Origin of the sequence: Emticicia sp. 17c (assembly GCF_037153985.1) — a bacterium.
Taxonomy (GTDB): Bacteria; Bacteroidota; Bacteroidia; order Cytophagales; family Spirosomataceae; genus Emticicia.
The window spans coordinates 20993-44520 of the sequence record NZ_JBBAYI010000002.1; the positions used below are offsets into that span (position 1 = coordinate 20993).

At 39.5% G+C, this 23528-nt stretch carries 17 protein-coding genes; 9 read left to right on the forward strand and 8 right to left on the reverse strand.

Annotated features, from left to right (window positions below; genetic code table 11):
- Window positions 1-99: 99 nt before the first annotated feature.
- The 4 genes from WAA15_RS04645 (at window position 100) to WAA15_RS04660 (ending at window position 4863) form a co-directional block, all read left to right on the forward strand.
- On the forward strand, window positions 100-1506 hold the full coding sequence (locus WAA15_RS04645; RefSeq protein WP_337041347.1) for a Gfo/Idh/MocA family oxidoreductase: 1407 nt from the start codon (window positions 100-102) through the stop codon (window positions 1504-1506).
- A 57-nt stretch (window positions 1507-1563) separates the two neighbouring features.
- Entirely contained in the window at window positions 1564-2892 is a 1329-nt protein-coding gene (locus WAA15_RS04650; RefSeq protein WP_337042164.1) for a putative oxidoreductase C-terminal domain-containing protein, read from the forward strand.
- Window positions 2893-2909: 17 nt separating this feature from the next.
- Window positions 2910-4070, forward strand: a complete 1161-nt coding sequence (locus tag WAA15_RS04655; protein ID WP_337041349.1) for a Gfo/Idh/MocA family protein — start codon at window positions 2910-2912, stop codon at window positions 4068-4070.
- 181 nt (window positions 4071-4251) lie between these two features.
- Window positions 4252-4863: a TetR/AcrR family transcriptional regulator gene (locus tag WAA15_RS04660; protein ID WP_337041350.1), complete on the forward strand. Its 612-nt coding sequence runs from the start codon at window positions 4252-4254 to the stop codon at window positions 4861-4863.
- A 235-nt stretch (window positions 4864-5098) separates the two neighbouring features.
- On the opposite strand, the gene WAA15_RS04665 is transcribed toward WAA15_RS04660, so the two are convergent.
- Genes WAA15_RS04665 through WAA15_RS04675 form a run of 3 tightly spaced genes read right to left on the reverse strand, consistent with a single transcriptional unit; the run spans window position 5099 to window position 10524 of the window.
- Complete coding sequence (locus tag WAA15_RS04665; protein ID WP_337041351.1) at window positions 5099-6646, reverse strand: MBL fold metallo-hydrolase; 1548 nt, start codon at window positions 6644-6646, stop codon at window positions 5099-5101.
- A 7-nt stretch (window positions 6647-6653) separates the two neighbouring features.
- Complete coding sequence (locus tag WAA15_RS04670; protein WP_337041353.1) at window positions 6654-8711, reverse strand: hypothetical protein; 2058 nt, start codon at window positions 8709-8711, stop codon at window positions 6654-6656.
- A gap of 28 nt (window positions 8712-8739) precedes the next feature.
- Window positions 8740-10524: a phospholipase D-like domain-containing protein gene (locus WAA15_RS04675; RefSeq protein ID WP_337041354.1), complete on the reverse strand. Its 1785-nt coding sequence runs from the start codon at window positions 10522-10524 to the stop codon at window positions 8740-8742.
- 642 nt (window positions 10525-11166) lie between these two features.
- On the opposite strand from WAA15_RS04675, the gene WAA15_RS04680 reads away from it, so the two are divergent.
- The 4 genes from WAA15_RS04680 (at window position 11167) to WAA15_RS04695 (ending at window position 18874) form a co-directional block, all read left to right on the forward strand.
- Window positions 11167-11406, forward strand: coding sequence for a hypothetical protein (locus tag WAA15_RS04680; RefSeq protein WP_337041355.1), 240 nt, complete (start codon window positions 11167-11169; stop codon window positions 11404-11406).
- 331 nt (window positions 11407-11737) lie between these two features.
- A complete protein-coding gene (locus WAA15_RS04685; protein ID WP_337041356.1) occupies window positions 11738-14383 on the forward strand; it encodes a CHAT domain-containing protein in 2646 nt (881 codons plus the stop codon).
- A 40-nt stretch (window positions 14384-14423) separates the two neighbouring features.
- Window positions 14424-17819, forward strand: coding sequence for a PKD domain-containing protein (locus WAA15_RS04690; protein WP_337041357.1), 3396 nt, complete (start codon window positions 14424-14426; stop codon window positions 17817-17819).
- Window positions 17816-18874 carry a PorP/SprF family type IX secretion system membrane protein gene (locus tag WAA15_RS04695; RefSeq protein WP_337041358.1) on the forward strand — a complete coding sequence of 353 codons (1059 nt, stop codon included), beginning with the start codon at window positions 17816-17818 and terminating at the stop codon, window positions 18872-18874. The genes WAA15_RS04690 and WAA15_RS04695 overlap by 4 nt, the downstream gene beginning before the upstream one ends.
- 180 nt (window positions 18875-19054) lie before the next feature.
- Here WAA15_RS04695 and WAA15_RS04700 read toward each other — a convergent pair whose 3' ends face one another.
- Together WAA15_RS04700 and WAA15_RS04705 are read right to left on the reverse strand one after the other, a co-directional pair.
- Complete coding sequence (locus tag WAA15_RS04700) at window positions 19055-19774, reverse strand: tetratricopeptide repeat protein (RefSeq protein WP_337041360.1); 720 nt, start codon at window positions 19772-19774, stop codon at window positions 19055-19057.
- A 2-nt stretch (window positions 19775-19776) separates the two neighbouring features.
- Window positions 19777-20340: an RNA polymerase sigma factor gene (locus WAA15_RS04705; protein ID WP_337041362.1), complete on the reverse strand. Its 564-nt coding sequence runs from the start codon at window positions 20338-20340 to the stop codon at window positions 19777-19779.
- A 315-nt stretch (window positions 20341-20655) separates the two neighbouring features.
- Here WAA15_RS04705 and WAA15_RS04710 point away from each other — a divergent pair, with 315 nt between their 5' ends.
- Window positions 20656-20850 (forward strand): hypothetical protein, encoded by a 195-nt coding sequence (locus tag WAA15_RS04710; protein ID WP_337041363.1) that lies wholly within the window; start codon window positions 20656-20658, stop codon window positions 20848-20850.
- Between the two features lie 241 nt (window positions 20851-21091).
- On the opposite strand, the gene WAA15_RS04715 is transcribed toward WAA15_RS04710, so the two are convergent.
- From WAA15_RS04715 to WAA15_RS04725, 3 genes are all read right to left on the reverse strand, one after another.
- Entirely contained in the window at window positions 21092-21799 is a 708-nt protein-coding gene (locus WAA15_RS04715) for an outer membrane beta-barrel protein (RefSeq protein ID WP_337041364.1), read from the reverse strand.
- A gap of 287 nt (window positions 21800-22086) precedes the next feature.
- Entirely contained in the window at window positions 22087-22443 is a 357-nt protein-coding gene (locus tag WAA15_RS04720) for a LytTR family DNA-binding domain-containing protein (protein WP_337041365.1), read from the reverse strand.
- 65 nt (window positions 22444-22508) lie between these two features.
- Window positions 22509-23504, reverse strand: a complete 996-nt coding sequence (locus WAA15_RS04725; protein WP_337041367.1) for a matrixin family metalloprotease — start codon at window positions 23502-23504, stop codon at window positions 22509-22511.
- Window positions 23505-23528: the final 24 nt, after the last annotated feature.

Here is a 23528-nt window from a genome sequence, read left to right on the forward strand (position 1 = left end):
TTGTGGCTGTTGCAGTCGAGTAAAACCGATAATACAGCCACACAAATCCCCTACCCTATTGATACTTCTATTTAACCAATGTAACTTCCATAAACGAATATGACTACCGAAAAAAACAATAATATTTCGAGAAGAAGGTTCCTCGACCTGAGCGGAAAAGGACTGTTAGCCGGAGGCGCGCTGGCTGCTGGCCTCCCTACCATAGTGCCGGCATCGGTTTTCGGAAAAACAGCTCCGAGCAATAGAATAAATATAGGGGCTATCGGTGTTGGCAGGATTTCGCGCGGGCATGATATGCCGGGCGTATGGAAACATGAAAACGCTCAGATTATAGCCGTTTGCGATTTAGACAGTAATCGTGTAGCCTCGGCCCAGCAACTGGTAAACGGCTATTACACAAAAAAAACAGGAAAAGATTATACCGGCACAAAAGGTTATGGCGACTACCGTGAGCTTCTGGCCAATAAAGATATTGATGCCGTCATTGTAAGTACACCCGACCACTGGCATGCGCCTATTGTAGTACACGCCGTAGAGGCACGTAAAGACGTGTATGTGCAGAAACCTGCCTCCTTGACTATCTCGGAAGGACGCATAATGGCCGATGCCGTCAGACGCTCAGGCCAAATTGTTCAGATTGGTAGCCAGCAACGCTCTACTTCACAATTCAGGTATGCAGCCGAATTAGTACGTAACGGGCGTATAGGCAAACTACGAAAAGTGTACGTCGGGCTACCCGGCGACCCCTCTGGCGACGATGAGCCAGAAATGCCTGTTCCGAAAAACCTGAACTACGATATGTGGCTAGGAACTACGCCAGAGGTTTATTACACTGAAAAAAGGGTGCATCCTCAATCCGGTTTCGACCGGCCGGGCTGGTTACGCTGCGAACAGTTCGGTGCCGGAATGATAACAGGCTGGGGGTCACATCATATTGACATAGCTCATTGGGGCATGAACACCGAACACACAGGCCCAATTGAAATATGGGGCGAAGCGCAGTTTCCGACAAAAGGCTTGTGGGATGTGCATGGTATTTTTACTACCCATGCGCTTTATGAGAATGGCGTTGAAATGACCATTAGCAATGAGATTCCGAATGGAATTAAATTTGAAGGAACCGACGGCTGGATTTTCGTGTCACGCGGGGATAGTTCGGTTACAGCCAGTGACCCGATAGCCAAACAGAACGCAGCTAAAAAGCTCGATGCCAGTGACCCTAAAATTATTACTTCGGAAATAGCTCCGAACGAAATTCACTTACCAGTAAGCACCGACCACCACGGAAACTGGATTGACAGTATTATTGCTCGAAAAGAGCCTATTGCTCCAGCCGAAATCGGGCATCGCTCTTGTACGGCGTGCTTGTTACACCATGCAGCCATGAAGTTGAAAAGGAAGTTGTACTGGGACCCCAAAACCGAGCGTTTTAAAAATGATAACGAAGCCAACACACTACTAAGCCGCAAGCAAAGAAGTGCCTATGCTATAAAAACCAGTAAATAATATTTATATCTGATGAGAAAAAAACAGTTAGCAACAGGGGTTGCTTTAGCACTTGGTATGTTTTTGAATAAAGACGCAATTGCCCAGAATCAAAAAGAAATTAAACTGATTACGCTCGCCCCTGGCCACTTTCATGCAGCACTGGTGCAGAAAAACATGTATCCTGAAGTAAGCTCTGACGTACACGTATATGCGCCGGCAGGCAACGACCTCGATTTTCATTTACAACGTATTCAGGGCTATAACACCCGTACCGATAATGCCACTCACTGGCAGGAAAAAGTATATACAGGAAATGATTATTTTGAAAAAATGCTGGCCGATAAAGCAGGGAATGTAGTAGTAATTGCAGGCAATAACCGAATAAAGGCCGATTACCTTGAGAAATCAATCAAGGCTGGTTTTCATGTGTTGGCCGATAAACCTATGATTATCAACGAAAAGGATTTCGATAAACTAAAAAGAACATTTGCCACAGCAGCACAAAAAAATGTTTTGCTCTATGATATTATGACAGAGCGGTACGAAATAACCACTATGCTTCAAAGAGAGTTTTCAAGGCTACCGGCTGCATTCGGGAAGTTGGAAAAAGGCACACCCGAGAATCCGGCAGTAACGAAAGAAAGCGTACACCATTTTTATAAGTATGTTTCGGGTAGTGTGCTCACGCGCCCCTCGTGGTTTATGGATGTTTCGCAACAAGGTGAAGGTATTGTAGACGTAACAACGCATTTGGTAGACCTTATTCAGTGGGAGTGTTTTCCTGAGCAAATCATTAATTATCAGCAAGACATAAAAATCAATCAGGCACGCCACTGGCCAACCAACATGACTTTAAGCCAGTTCAAAACCATTACAAAAACAACTGGGTTTCCTGATTACCTGAAAAAAGATGTAGTGAATGATACACTGCTGAAAGTGTTTTCAAATGGTGAAATCAATTATCAGATAAAAGGCGTACATGCCAAAGCCTCTGTAATATGGGCGTATCAGGCACCAGAAGGTGGCGGAGACACCCACTACTCAATTATGCGTGGCACTAAAGCAAACCTGATTATCAGACAAGGAGCCGAACAAAACTATAAACCTACGCTTTACATAGAACCTGTAAACCCAACAAATAACTATGAGGCCGAATTAAACAAGGCCTTAACTGTAATGCAGAAACAGTATCCGGGCATTAGCCTTAAGCAAAACAGTAAGGGCTGGGAAGTAGAAATACCTGAAAAATATAAAGAAGGACACGAAGCACATTTCGGCAGAGTAACCGAAAAATACCTGCAATTTCTGAAACAAGGCAAGCTACCCGCATGGGAAGTACCCAATATGATAGCCAAGTATTATACCACTACGCAAGCCTTGAAAATGGCAACCAAAAACCCTTAAAATAACCTGACTTACCTATGGAAAACAACCCCAATAACCGCCGAAAGTTTTTGAAGAATAGCCTCGCCAGTACAGCCGGAATGGTATTGTCGTCGGCCCTTGTAAATGAGCTTGCTGCCAAAGCAAGCCCAATACAAGCCCCTTATGTTCATAAGAATCTTGAGCCAAGTATACGTTTTTCTGTTATTGGCCTTAACCATAGCCATATTTATGGCATGACCGAGGCTATCATCCGTGGTGGCGGGCAGCTTGTTGCTGTTTATGCCAAAGAACCAGACCTACTGGCAGGATATGCCAAACGTTACCCGAATGTAAAACAAGCCACCAGCGAAAAAGAAATACTGGAAGATAACTCCATTCAGCTGATATTAAGTGCAGCTATTGCTAGCGAGCGCGCCCCTATTGGCATCAGGGCTATGCAGCATGGGAAAGATTTTATGTCGGATAAACCCGGTATTACTACACTCGAACAACTGGCACAAGCCAGAAAAGTGCAGAAAGAAACCAAGCGTATATATTCAATCATGTATAGCGAACGCTTTGAAAACAGGGCTACTGTAAAAGCGGGCGAACTAGTAAAGGCTGGCGCCATTGGCAGAGTGCTACAAACCATAGGGTTAGGACCACATCGGATGAACACCAAAAGCCGCCCTGAATGGTTTTTCGACCGAAGTAAATTTGGCGGTATTATTACGGATATTGCCTCTCATCAGTTCGACCAGTTTTTGTTCTTTACTGGCTCAACTAAAGGTGAGATTGTGAGTTCGCAGGTTGGTAACCTGAACCACCCTGAATTTCCGCTTTTTGAAGATTTTGGCGATGTAATGGTCAAAGGAAACAAAGGAACGGGGTATATCAGGGTTGACTGGTTTACACCCGATGGCCTCAAAACATGGGGCGACGGCCGCCTTACTATTCTGGGAACAGAGGGCTTTATTGAGATTCGTAAAAATATTGACATCGCCATTAAAGATAGTGGTAATAATCTTTATCTGGTAAATAACAAAGAAACCAAGTATTTCGATTGTAGCAATGAACCGCTGCCATTCGGCAGCCAACTGGTAAGCGATGTGCTGAACCGTACTGAAACAGCCATGACACAAGACCATTGTTTTCTGGCCACAGAATTATCGTTAAAGGCTCAGAAGTTTGCTAAAAAAATAGAACCTGCGAGTTAAGATTTTTTCTTACAAAAGTTTTCTTTAACTTTCTCATCAAAACCATTGTTAACAGCATAAATTATACTGTGGCAATGGTTTTTTCTTTGTTATTACTTCCAGAGATATTTTTTTCAATAAAATTCAGTAAAAGTTTGTTTTATAAAATTATTATAAACAATTTTGTCAAACATTTAAGTTTATGCCAAAAATAGACCACGACACCAAACAGAAGATATTACAAGCTGCTGAAAAGGTTTTCCATCGGAATGGGTTTAAAGGTACACGTACGAATCAGATTGCAGAAGAAGCGGGTATTAGTAGAACGATGTTACATTATTATTTCCGAACAAAGGAATCGCTTTTTCAGGAGATTCTGGAAAGTACGCTGAACATGGTCTTTACTCACATGAAACGCCTGATTGGACAGGAAACAGAACTGGAAAATCTGGTTGCGGGCATTATAGATGTTGTTAGCGATTTGTTTGAAGCCAAACCCGGTTTACCTAGTTTTATTGTAAACCTTTTTAATGAATCTGAAGAATTGGCCTATTTTCTGGCACATACACAGGGCGATACCGTCCCGCTTCAGTTAGATACTATTCTTCGACAGGAAAAAGAAAAAGGCACTGTTAATTTAAAGCTCACTGGCGAAGATTTAATAATGAATATTTACGGCTTATGTGCTATGCCCTATTTAACCATGGCCTATATAAAGGCAAAAGAAAACAGAGATGAAGAAGCCATGAAGGCTTTTATCAGAGAAAGAAGAAGTATGATTACGTCGTTTGTGATGAAAGGCATTGCTCCCTGATTTAACGCATTTTAAAAATTTGTAAGGAAAACAAGATTTTAAGAAAACGTATTACCGACAACCTGTAAAGAAACTGGTTTTACAAACCAAAAAAAACTATGAGGGTATCTCATACGACAAAACGATTGAACTAGGCAAAGACAGTTACTTTTAGTAGCTGTTTTTTTGTAAGAAGCCCAACCACACAAACAGGCATAAACCCAAACCCATGCCTGTTTAGAAACAATAGCCATTATTATAATAATTCCGTAGCCCTGACCCTGTATTGCAGGTAAAGCCCCTCTTCATCTGACGAAAACGCTTTTTTAAATTCTTCTTCTTCGGCATCGTTCATGAGTTGCTGGCGTGTTTGCAAAATTCTGTCTTTAAGGGGTTCTTTCTTTGTAGCCTGATTAACATAAAGCCCTTCTTCATTCATAATAATGACCCGACCTTTGGTGCGTGTAAGCAAGTCGGCTATTAAATCCCGATTAGGCATAGTATTTGTCCAGCCCGAACTAATCACATGATAGTCTAGTGTAGCCATGCAAGCCAAATCTTTATGTTTCATCATTTCTACACCTAGCCGCTTAGCTGTTCCGTTATGGCTTAAATGATGTGCCACTTTGTAAAATACCGTTCTGTTGAGTAACTCTTCGGTTAAATGCTTTTTTTCGTCTTTGCTTTTTTTGTTCCACTGAATCGTGTGCCAGCTTTCCCAGCTACCAAATTCGGCATCACCCGGAAATAACATTACTCTTTCGCTATCTGTAAATTCAATAGCCAAAGCAAGGCTTAAATTATTGGTGGCACTATTCATACGTAGCGCCAATGTGCCAGCACTATCCAACCAGTCGTTATCAATTCGACGCCATGTTTGTTGATTATCATCATATCTTTTTACGGTTTCATCAGGCAACGCGCCAGCCGCTGCGTTGTCAAGCAAAAAACTTTCATCAAAAGGCAAAATACTGCTTAACGGTTGTGGTTCAGCCAGATTCAGCAGGGCTGCGGCAAAGCTGTTATTATCAGTACTTTTATTATTCTGGCTATGATTAAATGTTTCCCCTACCGGGCCACCTTCTTTTTTTATAGCTTCGATAGATGTTGGCGGCCCTAATATATAAAACCGCAAGCCTTCGGCACCTGCCAAATCATCTTTAATCTCGCCTGGTCGTAAGAAAGAAATATTGTTTTTTGCAATTTCTTTTTTTACGACTCTCATTCCTTCCAAATCGCCTGCATACTGCCCGGTAGCCGAAAACTGTAAATTCGCAAACTGATTTAATGCCATAGCGAAGCTTCTTTTTGCCTTTGCGCCCTTTGTTTTATTCCCCTCTAACGAAACAAGCATTTTCTGAAACTCATTATTGGCCACATTTAATGCTTTTTTTCTTTGCCCGTGTTCGGTTTTCCATTCTTTCAGTTTTTCATCAAGTGGATCATTAATGGCGGTTGGCTCATCTTTTTCTGTCCAGCCCATCCATATTTTTTTAATTTCCAAATCCTGCAAAAACAATTCTTTGCACACATCAAAACCATATACGTGGTCTTTGTGTTCGTGTGTTACAATCAGTAAATCAATAGTTGGTTTTGTTTTCCTTCTGTCTTCTTTCAGATAGTCTTTCAGGTGTGCAATATACTTTTCCAGATGTTGTTTTTTCCCTTGCCATGTACCACAATCAATCATGATAGTAAAAGTATTTACTTTTTCTGCAAAAAACTTAACAACAAAACAATCGCCAGTACCCATACGATACATACGCACATCGGCATGAGTTATTTTTTTATTTGTATCTGTCATGGTCTCATTAATGGTTATGTAAAAAAGCAAAAGGTTCGAGGGCTTCTTCTCTTAGGCTACCACCAAAATAATGGTTATAGTCGGTCATACACATCATTTCTTCATTATGCCAATAGCGGTATTGTTGTTCCAGACGCCGTTTATCAATCTCTTTTTTATCGCTGCTGAGTGTTTCCATATTCAGTAATGGCTTTGTAACGGCATATTGCAATTGCAGGGTGTTCAGGTCAAAAATCAATGTGCAGCCTGCTCTGAAAGTAAAGTCTTCATCATGGCCTTTTCTGGCTTCGCGCGAGAAACCACTAAATACACCTTCTTTCATGGGTACTGATGCTTGCTGTATGAGCGAAAAAATTATCTGGTTTACTTGCATACCCTGCGGGCCTACTCTGGACACTAAACGCAAGTTTTGTATCTCAACTGCCGGAAAATCCTTATAGGTTCCTGAGCCATTAACGCCCACATCCTGCCAGCCTTTACCCAAAACCAGACCAGTCAGTTTTTCAAAATCTAACTGTTTATCTGCACCTAATTTCTTAAGAATCTTGCTATGAAGGCCATTGTCTGAATTACGCTTGTCTTTGCCTTTATCACCAGTTATGAAGTTTCTGGTTATGGCATATATTTCGTGTCGGCTTTTGGTGTCCATCACTTGATTGCGGTATTGCCGTAAGAATGCGCTTAAAAGTCTGAAAAGCTCAGATACTCCTGAATTCTGGTGTGGAAAGACCGCTAGGCGCAGGCTCTCAATACTTAAGGTTTTAAGGTCTTTAGGGTAAATACCTCTTCGGCGGAAAGCATCGATAAACGCCAGCCTGTAATTGCGAGAATCGTCGGCTACTAAATCCATGTCGGCAGTAATGATTGCCCTCAGGTAATCGCCAAAATTAATGTCAACCGGCGGGCAATAGTCTAAAGCCCTGATACACATCTGCAAAACATGGTCGGCAGCTTTAGCGGCTTCGTCGGCTAGTCGGTTAATCAAATCGGCAGGAATTTCCCCTTGCCTCAGTATACCTGTTCCATTCGAAGCAATCCGAATCAGATCTGCCACCCTGCTTTTATAAATATTAATAAATGCCTCAAACACGGCCGCTACCAGAATACTCCCCCTACCATGCGGCTCCATTACTGTTCTGTAATCTTCAGGATTAGGCTTTTTAGGTTGCCATTGCCCTGTTTCATCTATTTCACCAATGGCTTCGCGCAAGCTGCCGTATCTTCCTATGGCCGCTCCGAATTGCTGAGCCAGTTGCCCTAGTAAATTCTGAGCCGCGAGGTCGCCGCGGGTTTTCCTAATCTGGCTTTTCAACACGTCAGGAAAAGTAAAATGCTGAAAAAGCGCAACTATATCAGAAAAGGCTTCATGAAAAGCCAGTACATCGGGGTTGGTAGGCTCATTAAAATTCTGGTGCATTCCATCTAAAATTGCATGCGTGGTTTCATGGGCTATGATGTCGTGGCTTAGGCAGGTAAACACCAATGAGGCAGGCATCTGAATGCTTTCATTAGCTGGCGATGACGAAAAGTACCCAAATAATAATGCTTTTTTATGTGGGCTATAATACGCATTGGCCTCACGCAAGGCATGCGGATAAATTCGTAAACGCGGCACATTCTCTTTCACGCCATTATTCCAGCGGTCGGCCCATAAAATCTGCCGCCCCAAAGCACGTTCAAAGTTTTTGATGGTAGTCATAGCAACCGCATACACCATTTGTTGATGAAACTGCGGATTCCCCTCGCTTGGCTCGAGGCCATCCTGCGCCAGCAGGTATGGGTCGTTGAGGTCAACGGGTTTATAAAACTTCTTAACCGTGGGGTCATAGTCAATCACCTCAAGGTATTCGCCAATAGGCCCGGGCCTTAAACCTTCATTAAGTACAGTATTTTGGTTTTTTTTCTTCCCTTTTATTATTTTTTTAACGTCGTCTTCCCACGGTACTTTATAAGTAATTGTGCTGATAGGTGCTGTATCCATTTGCAAAGCTACGGCGGGGTCAAAAGCATAGCCTCTGAGTTTACGGAAAGGTGGTTTTTCTTGAAGGTTGTTTGTAGAGGCCATCAGTTTAAGTTGTTTGTTAAATATGATTTTACTCGCCCATAAACACTACTTTATCGACAAAATACAGATTATCTTTATCAAAATATTTCTGATACCATTCGTTATCGGTCTTTAATACGAGGGGTGTTTGGTCGTTAGTGGCAGCCAGTGCGTTTCTGAACTGATAATGGTCAATTAAACGAATAGCTTCAATGGCAAAAACGGTAGCTATGTCGGTATCTGTAATTACCAACAGGTTATCGCCATTGCTTTCTTCGCCACCCTGTGCCAGATTAGATGAGCCGCAATAAACAGCGGCATCAGGCGTGTTAAAATCAACCACAACAAATTTATGATGAACCTCATGCCCCAGCCCTATCGACAATTCATTGGAAAAAGGTGCGGGCATAGATGAGGGAGATTTTTTACCGTTAATCAGCACTCCTTTTTTACTTTTAGGTTCAAAAAGGCGCACCTTTATATCTCCCTTTTCGCTCTGTAAATCGGTTATACCAAGTGTGAGTATGTCTTCACGCTCATGTATTTTTTTGAGGGTTTGCGTAACACTTCCCGTACTGTTAAGCTCCATTACAGCAAAAAATACCGATTTCTTTGCCTTGTTGATTTTGTTGTTGATGTCGTCCAGAATCTTTGTTGCTACCTCACGCGTATGTGGCGAAAACCCAACCGAAATACTATCAGTAATTTTTTTCAGCCCATTAGATAGCTCAACATTCCTGAAACTTTTATCGGCACCAACTTTAATCGATTCTTCAAACAACTGTGCATAAAAATCAAGGGCAGCGGGTTGTGTTAAAACTAGTATATGATTGGCATTGATATAAAGCCCATTGGCTGTAAAATTGGTAGACCCCGTTAAGACTTTGGTAGCTTTACCATTAGCGTCTTTCTGTATCAGAATTTTACAGTGAGCCAGACGCGTGAAATGATGCCTAACTAATTTAGACTTACTGGTATCAAACTTATCGGCAAATTGCTTTTTAAATTCAGGGTCGCTTTTTCTGCCAGCTTCCTTAATTTTATCTGGTGTGTCGTGGTCGTCCAGAAACATTCTGATTCTTCCTTCCTTCGATAATTGCAGAAACTTTGCAGCTATAACGGGTTCACTAAAATCATAGGCCAACACATCTAAACTCTTGGAAGTATCATTTACAACTTCATTAATAAAATCCATGATGGTTTTTCGGGCATTAAAGCCCATCCAGGCATATTGGTCTTCGTAGGTATAAGGCTTAATAGTAGTCGGAAAGTCTTTAGGTAGCTTACTGAATATATCGTTTTGGGTAGTTGTAGGGTCGAAGATTACGTCAGAAGTTAACGGACGTATGTTTCCGTTAGGTCCGAATCTGTCGGTATACGCCTGCGATACCAGAAAGCCTCTCGTAAAAGCCACGGCAATACCCTCTTTCTTGAAAGGCCCAACGTTAATTTTAAGCGTAACACTATTAGCAGGATTTACGGTGTCGAAATTATCCAGTTTTCCACCAGTAAAATAACGCGGCGTAATGCGGTACTCATACTCACCAAAAAAAGGCTGGTCTTTAGAATTACTGAAGTTCCGTAGCACGTGCAACCATCTGAATTTCTGAAAAGGTGCTTCCGTTGAAGGGTGTGTTTTTTTTTCAGATGTAAACCCTATACGATTATTGAGTGCCTTAAAGGCTCGCATGGTCGGGTTTTTAAATTCAATGGTAAAGCCTACAAAGTCTTGTTTGGCAGCATCGGTTAAGAGGTCGAAAACGAGCATTGTCATGGCATCGCCCTGATACGCCCTTGCGGCCATTACTGTATTTTTAACAATCTGAGTTCTCATGTTAATTAAAATAAATGGTTTATCTGAAAAATTATCAGGGGAAATCTACCGTACACAGCTTTATCATTTTGGGTATATACTTGTTGCCCAACGTATTACATATACCGCAATAGTAACTTTTATAAAGCCTTTACAGTAAGTTAAAATGAAGTGCCTGTTATAAATTTTATTGGTGATTATATAAGGATATGTCTATTCAAATAGAGTGAGGATTTCAGGGTCGAAGGCAATGCTTTATTCTTATGTTTAATAAAAATAACAAGTATTTTTTTCAATAATGAATTTTATGTATTATTTTTATTTTACGGCATCTAACACCCAAGCTAAAAACATAAAAAAGTGCGTAAATAATGGCATTAATGCAAAAAAACACAAATATAGTTTACGTATATTTTTGTCAGTTATGGGCAAAAGAGGTTTAACAAAAGCAAGTATTTTTTACTATCCGATTTACATTTATGACGAGCAATATTTTAAAAAATATACGTTTCGGGTAAACAGCAGCGTTTTTAACTGATAAATTAAATGTTAATTTCTAATAAAATTCCTGAAATTTTAAATTGAGTGATTATAAAGGGTAATATTCTTGAGGAAATTACTATTTTTGAATAATTAAATCACTTTTGCTAAAACAATATAATTATGAAAACAACCGAATATCAAAAAGAGTATCAGAAAAGGTACAGAGAACTGCATAAAGAAAAACTCAATCAACGGTCTCGTGAGTACGCCGAACAACATCGGGAACAGCTACGTGAATATTGCAAACAATACCGCGTTATAAACAAAGCTAAAGTTGAAGCTTATGAGGCTATGCGTCGGCAAAAAAGAAAAGAATTGAAAGAATTAGCCAAGCAAAACAATACTATCAATATAGCATAGCTTTTTGCTGGTTCAACTATATTCATTCTATTAAAGCAGTTATTTATAACTGCTTTTTTATTGCCATATTGCTACATAGTCAGAGGGTGGTATAACTACTTTTTTAAGGGGTTTAAATCAGGACCAGACTAAATTAAATAAGGATATTTTTTTTACTTATTTTTAAAAATCTTATCTTTATAATCCTGATACCTATAATTATTAGTTATAATTAACAATTGTGAGACTGAGACTGACCCTTTTAGCTTATCTAGTTACCTTCCATTTATATTCCCAGAACTTATCAGATAAATTCAGAGCCATGGCTGAGGATTATTTTGATAAAGATATAATGGATAAGGCAATCTTGTATTATGACAAAGCCTTTGAAATAGCTAAAAAAGATAAGGATTTCACCCGAATGAGTAGCCTTTGTGTAGATGTAAGTTCGGTATATCATTATGATTCTCAGTTTCAGAAAGCACTCGAAAAATGTCGGGAAGGGCTAAGCTATCAGGCCAAAAGCCCTGTAAAGGCCGATACTGTTCTGTTTAAGCTCTATTCTAGTGCCGGAACAATGTTTAAAGGCTTAGGTATACGTGACTCTGCTCAACATTATTTTGAACTAGCCAATAATTTATTAGTCATAAAACCAGCCATAGAGGCCAAAATTGCCGAATATGTTGTGCATCATTATAACAATTATGGCCGCCTGCTGAATAGTTATAGAGATTACTCCGACGGTATTATTTTTGTAGAAAAAGCCTTACTTGTAGCACAAAAAAATAAATTACGGCGAGATGAGCTCGTTATTCTGACGAATCTGGCCAATATTTATGAAATTATGGGCGAAAACGAAAAAGCCCTGAAAGCCATTCTGAGAGCCAATGAAGAACAAACCGAAGAAAACCAGCTTAAATGTTTTATCTTATCAAACTTAGGATGGTGCCAGATTCTGAACGACCAGTATCAGGCCGGAATAACTAACTTAAAAAAAGCCTTACAATTAACCTCTTTGCTCGAAGCCAAACATAAAATGGAGTATAACTTCGAGCTACATACCTCTATACCCTATAACCTCGGAGTAGCGTATCAGCGTTCAGGACAGAAACAAGAGGCCAGCAAGCAGTTTCAATATATTATTGCTTTATTCAGAAGTAAAAAAATAGATAAAAGTGTAACGCTAGCCAAATCGTTGATGAGGCTAAGTAAATTGCACGAAGAAGATTTAAAGGCCAGCCTCGGCTATATACAACAGTCTTTAATAGCTATTTTTACAGACTTTAATAGTCAGGATATTTTTCAGAACCCTAGTGGACAAGGCTTACTTAACCAGTCGGCAGGAATAGAAATCCTTACCCAAAAAAGCTCGTTACTTTTTGATTTTTATAAACAAACCCATAAGAAAGAATACCTCGACCTTTCGTTAAAAGTTATACAAAGTTGTCAGGAGCTTATTGCCAATACCCGCAACAACTACGATTATTCTGAATCAAAACTGATTTTTAATAACAATATTCATGTTTCTTCGCAACTAGCGGCAAGTATTGCCTACGAAAAATACAAGTTGTCTGGCTCTGAAAAAGACAAAAAGTATGTTTTTACCCTAATCGAAAACAGCAAAGCCACCGAACTAAACGAAGCTCTGCATATTTCGACTATCAAGCCTAATTTCATACCTAAAAGTTTTCTTAAAAAAGAAGATAGCCTCAACAAACTGATTCTGAATATAAGAAGGCAAGTAGTTTTCGACAAAAATAACGACCTAAGTAATCTGGAAATTGAAAGAATTAACTTACTCCGGCTTATCGAAAAAAAATTTCCGGCTTATTACAAATTAAAATTCGGCATTGAGCAGGTAAAAATCGAAGACATACAACTCAGGCTAGCCGCCGATGAAGCCTTTCTTTCTTATTTCAGTACAGATAAAGAGCTATTCATTATTGCTGTTACCAAAGAGTTATTTGAAATTAAACCCGTTAGCATTACCAAAACACTTATTCAAGACCTGACGGCCTACAAAAACTTACTTTACCAGAATCCGGGGATGGGGGCTTACGAGGGGGCCGAATTAGCCGCAAGGCTTTATAAGTATTTAATTACACCCATAAATACTTATATACAGCCTAAAAGAAGGCTAATTATAGGAAAAGACTGGCTGCTCAACTTTTTGCCTTTTGAAGTCTTGGAAACAAAAAAGACAGCTAATGATTTTCTGATTAAGAATTACAGTGTCAGATATGTATATTCGGCCAAACAGATTACTCATATTCCTGAAAAACCAACATCGGTCAGAACTTTCGGTGTGGCCCCTTTTGATGACAACACTCTTCAGTCGGCCTTAGGCTATTTACCAGAATCGGGCAGGCAGGTAAGCACTATTGCCAACGAAGCCTTGCTTGGCAAAGAAGCCAGTAAAAGTAACTTCCTGAAATACTATCAGGATTTTGACATTATCTATTTTGCTACCCACTCGGTTATTAACTATCAGGCGCCTAATAAATCTTCTATCTTCTTTTATCCTGAAGGAGACTCAAAACTAACAGTTGAAGAAATATACAACCTTAAATTAAACAATACCCGAATGGTTGTACTAAGCTCTTGCGATGCGGGCGTAGGTAAGCTGCACCAATCCGAAGGAATGCTTTCTATTGCACGCGCATTCAGTTTTGCAGGTTGCCCTGCTACGGTTTCAACCTACTGGACTACCAACGACGAAAGCGCAACCCTACTGGCCGAACGTATGCACGAATACCTTAAAAAAGGGTTGCCTAAAGATATTGCCCTACAAAGAGCCAAGCTCGATTTTATTAATCTGGTTTATGCTAACAAATATAACCATCCACACTTCTGGGCTAATCTGGTGCTTATCGGCAACGAAGAAATCATTTTTCAACCTTCCCCGTATTATGGTTTTTTTATAGCTAGCCTATTTTTAAGTTTATTGACAGGGCTGTTTTTTTTCTTAAGAAAAAGAAAAAGAGTCGTAACCTTTTAACTATAAATGGAATTAAGCTAATGTAACCATCTAACAAATTATGAAATATTGTATACGACTTTTGAGTGCTATTTTTACTTTTTTTTTAATTCAGAATCGAAGTTTAGGTCAGGAAAAAGTGGATATTACCACCTGTGATGCTTCTAATTCAGGGGTAATTTGTGTGTCAGCAACAGACTCCCTTTATGAAGTTTGTGTAAAACTGAAACCCGGGCCAAGCCCTACCAAAATATATAAAATCAACTGGGGCGATGGCAATTCTAACGAAATGACCATTAACGCTGAAACGACTACCAAGCATAGCTATGACTTAAGAAGTTTTATAAAAAACTGCGGTGACAACGAGTTAGAACAAAACATAAGCATCAAGAATGTTAATCCTGACTTCGCCAATGACAACAAAGGTTTTATTCTTACTTTCAATAAAAAACCTGATGCAAACCCAATAGTAAATGCTGCTTGCGAGGGTAAAGCAATCAGTTTTAATAATGCCAGTTGCCCACGTATGGGTATCACTTACTTGTGGGAGTTTAGCGATGGCCGAAAAAGTACAGAATATATTCCTAATATCAGTTTTACTGACCCTGACCAGACGTATCTGGTTAAACTGACGGCTACATCGCGCAATTGTGGTGTTAGCAGTAAACAAATTCCTTTCAGGCTCGAAAAACTACCAACAGCCAATTTTACCAAAAGTGGCTATACAGTTTCTAACACCGATACCGTTGTGTGTCTGGCCAATGGGGGGCTTCTAACACTTGATGGGAGTATTTCATTGGAAGAAACAGGATATAGCTGGACAATCAGCGGGGGTAGCTATAAGTATGCAAGTGGTGACCCTAACTCAAATAAAATACAGATACAATTGCAGGATTCTAAAGAATATACTATTACACTAGTAGCCAAAAACTCTTGTGGAAACTCAAAACCCCTAGTATGTAAACATAGAGCCGTAACCGAACCTAGCCTTACCATTAAACCCCAAGCCGATGACTGTAACCCTATAAAATATAAGCTTGTCAGCCCTAATCCAGAGGCCACCTATACCTTCAACGGTAGCCCATTAGGTCTGAACGAAGAAAAAGAAGCGGGGTATTCAACTACGCCTTATATAATCAGGGCCTCGCTTAAACACGCCTGTGGGGTAAAAGAAGCCAAGCCCGACACTTTTTTTATTACCCCCAAGCAAGCCGTTAAAATTACTTCTTTCAGAGATACTACTATTTGTGTAGGCACTAGTGCGGTAAATCTTCAGGCAACACCCGCCGGCGGAACATGGTTTGGCAGTTACATAGAAAAACAGAAGGTATTTAACCCGTCAACGGTGGGTTCTTACGAAATAAAATATGTACTCGGAACGGGTGGTTGTGCCACGCATGACAGCATAAAAGTCAGGGTTGAGGGGGTAAACATTACAGCCAGCGATGCATCTATATGCCAGGGACAAACAAAAGTACCTCTCAAAGCTACCCCAGCCGGAGGCATCTGGACAACCTCCGTCTGTACTGGCTGTATTGCAAATGATACCCTCAATGTTAATGGCCTGACAGCAACAGATATTAAACTGACTTACGCTGTTACTGCCGCAGTAGGTGGCGGTAAAAGTTGTAGCGCACAAAAAGAAATAAGCGTAAAGGTTGGCCGCCCCAACGCCGATTTTGATATTAGTGGTGGATGCAGCGGCACCATAGCCAAAATAAGCAACAAATCAACGGGGGCTAGTAGTTACCAATGGTTTTTAAATGGCTCAAATACACCTGCATCAACTTCATTTTTACCTTCACTTACCTTGCCGTCAGGCAATGTTTCGGTTAAACTCGTAGCATTGGCCGGTGGGTGTAACCATGATATTACAAAACAGATTGTTGTCTCGACACCACCCGAGCCATTAAGTTTTAACCCTGACCAAAACAGTGGTTGCTCGCCGCTACCAGTCAAATTCTCAATTAATACGCCTGAAAGAAGTGATGTAAGCTATGAATGGGACTTTGGCGATGGCAACAATAGCAATATTTACCAACCCAATGGGCATACATTTAATAACCAGACTCCTAAAGATGTGGAGTTTACTATAAAGCTGGTAGCTAAAAATACTTGTGGACAACAAACACAAACCCAGAAAATAAATGTAAAGCCACTAGCCAAAGCAGAAATAGGTGTCGATTCTACCATTTTCAGGTGTAGCCCTGCAAGCGTTAAATTCTCAAACAGGTCGGCGGGGAATCAGGGAGGCTCAACATGGCTATTTGGCGATGGCAGCACCTTAAGTTCAGCGGCCGATACCCTCTCGCATATTTTCTCGGCCAAAGATTCGGCCAGAATTTATCAGGTCAGGCTGGTTGTTTCTAATAGTTGTGGCAATGATACCAATCAGGTAGCTATTACTGTATTTCCTGAGCATATAAAGCCCTTATTTACCATGAGCCATGAAAAAGCGTGTGCCGGAGAACCTGTTTCTTTCAAAGATGCTACTGTGCCTAAACCCAATCGTTGGGCTTGGAAATTCGGCAATGAAGGTAAAGCCATTGGCGCAAACCCTGTATATAGTTTTAAAGAGGCAAACAAGACCTACACCATTACTATGGTAGCATATACAGCCTGCGGGTATGATTCGCTCCAACGTAATATTACCACTACCCCTCCGCCTGATATACGTTTTAGTGTTACCACAAAATCGGCGTGTGAAGATGAAAAAATAAGCCTTGTCAACAATAGTTCAGGCACACTGTATTCGATTCTTTGGGATTTTGGCGATAACTCACTCGATTCGCTCAACTTCTCGCCTGACCATACCTACAAAACCGCAGGCGATAAAATAATTAAACTTGTTGGATATGGAAACGAGGCCAAGACCTGTAAAAATGAAGCAACTGAAAAAATATCGGTCAGAAAAAAACCTACTGCCGATTTTAAGGCCCCTGCCGACGGAGAAGTGCTATGCTCGAATCAGTTAATCAGGCTTGAAAACTTGTCGAAAGATGCTGTCAGGTATAAATGGTATATTGATAAAGCCGATACTGTTAGTGCCGTTGAGCCAGAATTAAGCCTTCCGGCAGGCTTTCATGATATTGGGCTGGTAGCGTATTATAATAAAACCTGTAAAGATTCGGTCTATCGGAGTGGCTTTGTAGAAATAGATGCCTGCCAGATAGAAATACCCGAGATTTTTACGCCTAATAACGATAACATAGGCGATTTTTTCACTGCATTTGGTTCTAAAGGGCTAAAAAAGATTCTTTTACTCAGAATATGGAACCGCTGGGGAGAAGTTATTTATGAAAAAAGGGATTTTGACCCGAATATACTGGCAGAAGGCTGGAATGGGAAAATTAATGATAAAGAAGCCCCCGAAGGCGAATATGTATATGAACTCGAAGCCGAGTTTGTAGGTAAATTACAAAAAAAATACAAAAACAACTTTTCCCTTGTCCGATGAAGAAACTGTTTACTATTGCATTATTTTTTTTCTGTAAAATTGTAGTCGGGCAGAAGTTCGGGCTTGGGCCAGACGCTCAGTTCTCTCAGTTTTTTGCTAATCCGTTATACCATAATCCGGCATTTACAGGCGAGGCTGGCGCTACGCGCCTCATGGCTACTTTTCGTAGCCAATGGGCAGGCTTAGGCGACGGCGGCTATAAAAGTTACATTGCCGGAATTGATGGTTATGCCAGCCGTGGTTTAGGCTTAGGCTTTCTGGCATTTCGGGACGAGCAGTTCAAAAATTTCAGCACCACATCGTTATCTGGCCTTGCTTCATATAATATTGTTATTAACGATAATAACGTTGTTGTATTTGGCTTACAGGGGTCATGGGTGTTTAACCAGATTAATGATTTAAGTAACCTGAAATTTGTAGACCGTTTTTCTACTACATCGAATAGCGTTGTAATTAATCCTTCTATTGACCCACTGGCTAATAAAGGCGGGCTAAGTTGGAATTACCTAAATTTTAGTGGAGGTTTTTTGTGGAAAAACTCTCCGTATATGGATAATGACCGTTTGGTCTGGGCTGGTGGCACATGGCATAATCTCAAATTCAGCGAAAAGGATTTTCAACCCAAAGGCAGAATAGGTCTTCAGGCTGGTTTTAAAATTCCTCATCATCTGGATTTCATCGGGCATGGCCGTGTAAAAGATATGGAGCGCGAACGCAACATTGCTTTTACTACCTATTTCAGGAAACAGGGGCGTTTCAGCCAGCTTGACATGGGTGTTAATTTCCAGTATTCGCCTATCAATTTAGGGGTCTGGTACCGAAATATGCCTTTTAAACGTGCTGATTTCCCCGGACAAGATGCCATTACTTTTATTACCGGAGTTAAATTTGGTAAATTCATGTTCGAATACAGCTACGACCTAACTGTTTCGTCATTGAACAGAACAACAGCCGGAGCCAACGAAATTACACTATGGTATGGGCTTGATTTTGACCTTGACCTTTCTCTCAATGGGCTTGACAGAAGACGTAAATTAAAGTGTACAAATTTCTGAATGTTGTTGAAGAATAATACATAAACCATAAGCATTCCTTATGGTTTATAGCCATTAGAAGCCAGTATAAATACCTAACATTACCCAATAATTTTACTCCTGAATGTGATTACTGGCCTTAGGTTAATTTATGGTTTATTATAATGTTTAATGAGGTCTTTAGCTGCAAACCTTTGTAACTCACACAAGTTTTGCCCAGAAAATACGCCACCATAATTTCCAGCGGTTCATGGTATCGACCGGATATTCACAGTTAGTACATGAGGCAAATTTTTTATAGATTTCTTCTGCTTTGCGTGGCTGATTACTTTTTACATAAGCTAATGCCAGATGCCATTCTGCGGCTTCTTTAAAATAAGGTCTGATGCTTTTAACTTCGAGCGATTTCTGAAAATCTTTTACAGCCAGCCAGTATCTACCTTCTGCCAGATGTGCCTGCCCATCAAAGAAACTACTGAAAGCTACTCGTTGCTCAGGAGTGAATTTAGTGCTATCAATACCTCTGGTTATGTTGAAATCATATTCGGTATCAGGCAAGTATATCGAAGCCAACGATAAATACAGTATAAACATTACTGAAGCAGCAGCCGATGCCCCAACCCAATATATAATTTTTTTAAAAGGTTTATGTATAATTATATCATGCTGAGGTATTATTTCTGGCTCTGGTACTGTTGGTCTATCTTCTTTTTGTAAGTCTCTGATTGTTTTTAAAATACTATCCTGAATGGCCGATTCTTTCAGGAGATTCATGGTTTGCTGAATCTTTTCCACTTTTTTGTTCAGTTCTATATCATTTTTTAAATCTTCTTCAAACAACGCTTTGTTTTGCTGATTGAGTTTGCCTAGCAGATAATCTTCAATGAGTTCAAACTCTTCCTGTTCGTTAGTTGGTTTCATGTTTATATCAAGTTGCTTAGTTGTTTCATACATCTGAATTTGCGCACTTTGGCTGTATCGGCATTGGTAAAATTAAACTGAAGGGCAATTTCTTCCATTGATTTCTCTTCCATATAATATGCCTTTAGTATTTCCTGACAAATTTTGCCTAGCTTATTAAAAATCTTTTGCGCAATATTTAGCTCCTCCTGCTCAATCAAAGCATGAATGGGTGAGCGTTGGTCATCTATTATTTCATTCTCGAGTTCTACCTCGTGTGACATTTTACGACCCTCTTTTTTTAATTGTTTCATCCATTTTTTATAGGCAATAGCATATAAAAATGTTTTTATCTGGGTGTTATCCTGTAATATGAACCTCCCTGCCCAAACGTAATTAAAAAAAGCAATGAGTACTTCTTGTTCAAGGTCTTCGGCATCTTCTTTTTTCCCACTATTTTTCAATACAAGATTCATTATGATTCTTTTATTTTCTTCGTGCAATTGCCGGGCTATCTGGTTACATATCCTTTCATCACGGCTCAATATTCCTTCAATAATTTCTTTATCCGTAAACAGTTTGCTCATAATAGTGGGAAAGATTTTACTTTTAATTCTATTCTGTTGAATAAGGTAACAAAAATTATCCGATTTCTTAATAAATATATTTCGTTACATCTCGCTCATTGCTGAGGTTTTCTGTACTCAGAAAAAAAATTTAAAAAAAATATCAAAAAAAAGTGTGATGCCACAGCATTTACTTCCATACATCAGTAGAAGAGCATTCAAGTAACCGGTGAACGTCTTGCTCATTTCTCAGTTTTAACCAAACAATTTCCAGAAATGAACAAATTCTTTTTGAATTTCATGGCCAGAACGGCTCGTGAAATTAAGGCGCTCATTGTGCTTACACTTATGATTGCTTTTGGTTTAGCTTCTTGCCAAAGCGAATCGGTAACACCTCAAAAAATCAATTCCAGCAAAGCTCAGGACAAGGAGCATTTCTTCTTACTTGAAGATGACTCTACCTCGTTGAAACCCCCGCGCGAACCGTCGCCAGGTGGCGGTGGTGGTGGCACCGGCGGTGGCGGCGGATGATACTATACTCCTCTATACAATCAAGGCTATGTAGTAGTTCATAGCCTTGATTTGTTTAATAATATACTCATTGAATGCTAATACAGGTCTTAAAATATATTATTTTGACCACTTTAGAAGAATTGTCGTTAGGCTAATAAAATAACGTTAAACAGAGTAAACATCTGTAAGTTAAAAGTTCACAGGAAATACAAACATTTAAGCTGTATTTCCTGCTAAGTTAAATTTACTTGAATAAGTTTTATTTTACCGAGAAAAAATAAGCGACTTTCAAACTTAAAGCAAAGTGTCTGGCATAATAATCGGATGAATAAGCTGTTTTTGTTGTAAATTTAGATAAAGAAGGTATAACAGATAAAGAAAACTCCAACGGTTTATCATTTATATTTATCTCTTTAGCGACGCCTAAATTTATACCAAAATCAATAGGTTTTACTTCATCTGTTTGAGAGTTATTACCGATTGACATTTTTTCTTCTATTGTAGTTTTTGACTCATCACCGAAAGATGTTTCAATTACTGTTCCTTTCGTTTTTGCTGCCAAAGCAAAGCCTATAACGGGGCCTGCCATTAGTTTAATCGGGTTTGTTCCAACCTGAAAAGTTACTAAAAAGGGGAATTCAAGATAAGTAAATTTCTGTTTAATACTCAGATTATAATCTTCGTCTTTTAATTTCATACTACCTCCTCTGAAACTCATTAACAAGCCAGACCTTACACCAAGTCGTTCATTTACAGAATATTCTGCCCAAGCCCCCACAGTAGCCCTTATAACAGGTTGATATTTTATTTTATTATCAACCAAAAATACTATATCATAGGCATCTTTTAATGCTTTTGAATTATTAACAGTAGTCATTTGCACACCTATTACAGGGGCAATTTTAATTTCTTGTCCGAACGTAAGCAATGATGTAAATAGTGCAGCAATTGTAATAAAAACTCTCATAATTGTAGTGTTTAAATTTGTTAAAAAATTATTTATAGTCACAAAAATGTTTTTGGGTACTCAGGGAATTGCCTGTGGCAAACGGTTTATGGTCTTTGTTATGGCAACTTTACTTTTTATTGATACTCTTTTTCTTTAAATTCAAAAACGTATACACATCATGGTATAAAACCTAATACTACTAATGAAATACTTCCAAATTATTGATAAATGTGCGTTTGACTAGTATGTTTCTAATGTACGTGCTGGTATTTCTAACAGAATAGCGTTTTGCTCTGATAGTCATACTACATTTTTGATTTAATAATAGGCAGTTTTTCTAACAGATTGTTTCTATACATTTTACTGGTAGAAATACTTTGCTTACCCACAATGACCGAATCGCTTAGTACTTCCTGAATATGGATAAGATTAACCGCGTGTTTTCTGGATACCTGAATGAATGAAGTGTCATCAATCTGGCTAAGAAAACTTTTAAGGTGTGTCGAAAGGTTTTTCTTTCCGTTAATGGCATAAATATCTACATAAGCCCCTTGGGCTTCGATGTAGAGAATATCTTTCTTATGAAGTCGTTCGTATCGATTCTTGTTAGAAATATAGATAACTTCATGCAGATTATACGATTGGGGGTCTAATGCTTGCATAGAATTTACAGGTAAGTTTGCCGTAGATTCCTTTCACAAACAGAAGGTAACATCAAAACTAAAAATTATTTGTAATTTATTTGAACATCATACACTCCTATGTTATCGGTTACGTCTTTATCATTAACCTGAAGCGTAAGTGTAATGTATTCATTACCATTGGTAGTAAATTCGCAATTGCCTTTACACAAACGCCATTTAGCTTCATTATTGATTTTATACATTACAGCACCATGTGGATACGTTGGCTCAATGTTATAGGTATACGTATCAATATCGAAAGTAATACCCAGATAAGTAAACTGAAATTTACCTTCTGGTGTACAGTCTCCAATGAATGACCCAACGGTAATTATACCCGTAGACCTGATGGCGACCGTACCGGCTTTATCAAGTTTTATATCCTGCGTTACAGGGGCCGATAATTTTAACGACAAAGGCAAAAAATTAATACCCATATCCTTACAAGGGAGTGGGTATAACTGGTTATAAACCAGAGAATCATCTCGGGATAAACCATTGGGAGACGATGAGGTGATGGAATACATTATAGAGTTAGAGTCAGACGAAGACGGAAAACCCAGATAATTGCCAATCTGATAGCCAACGGTTTTAAGCATGGTAGTTTCGTCCCAATTGAAAGACTCATCGAGTAAAATTTCATAATGTGCCCCTTTTACCTGCTTTAGCTGAGATAAAGGCAGTAACGATGTTTTCAGAATTCCAATATCGGCCTGCTCGCCGTCGACATTCATTTGCTTACGGCTAACAAATTTGATAGAAATCTCGACCCTACTCGTGTCAAGCGTTGCCACATACAACATATTAGGATTTGACTTCTGCCAGATTGCAAAGGCGTTTTCAACGGCTCTGCGCTGAATGGATTCGCTCAAGCGACTATAATAACTTACAAGGCTATATCGTACCAGACACCCGCTGAATGTGCGGGCTGGAACCTTCTTGAGGTTATTGGCTATTAAGTTTACTTTCTCGGCAGGTGTATACTCTTCACAACCAACGGCTATTATTAATAAAATTAAGGCAATGTATAAGTTTCGCATAGTATCTATGTTTTGCGCTAAAAA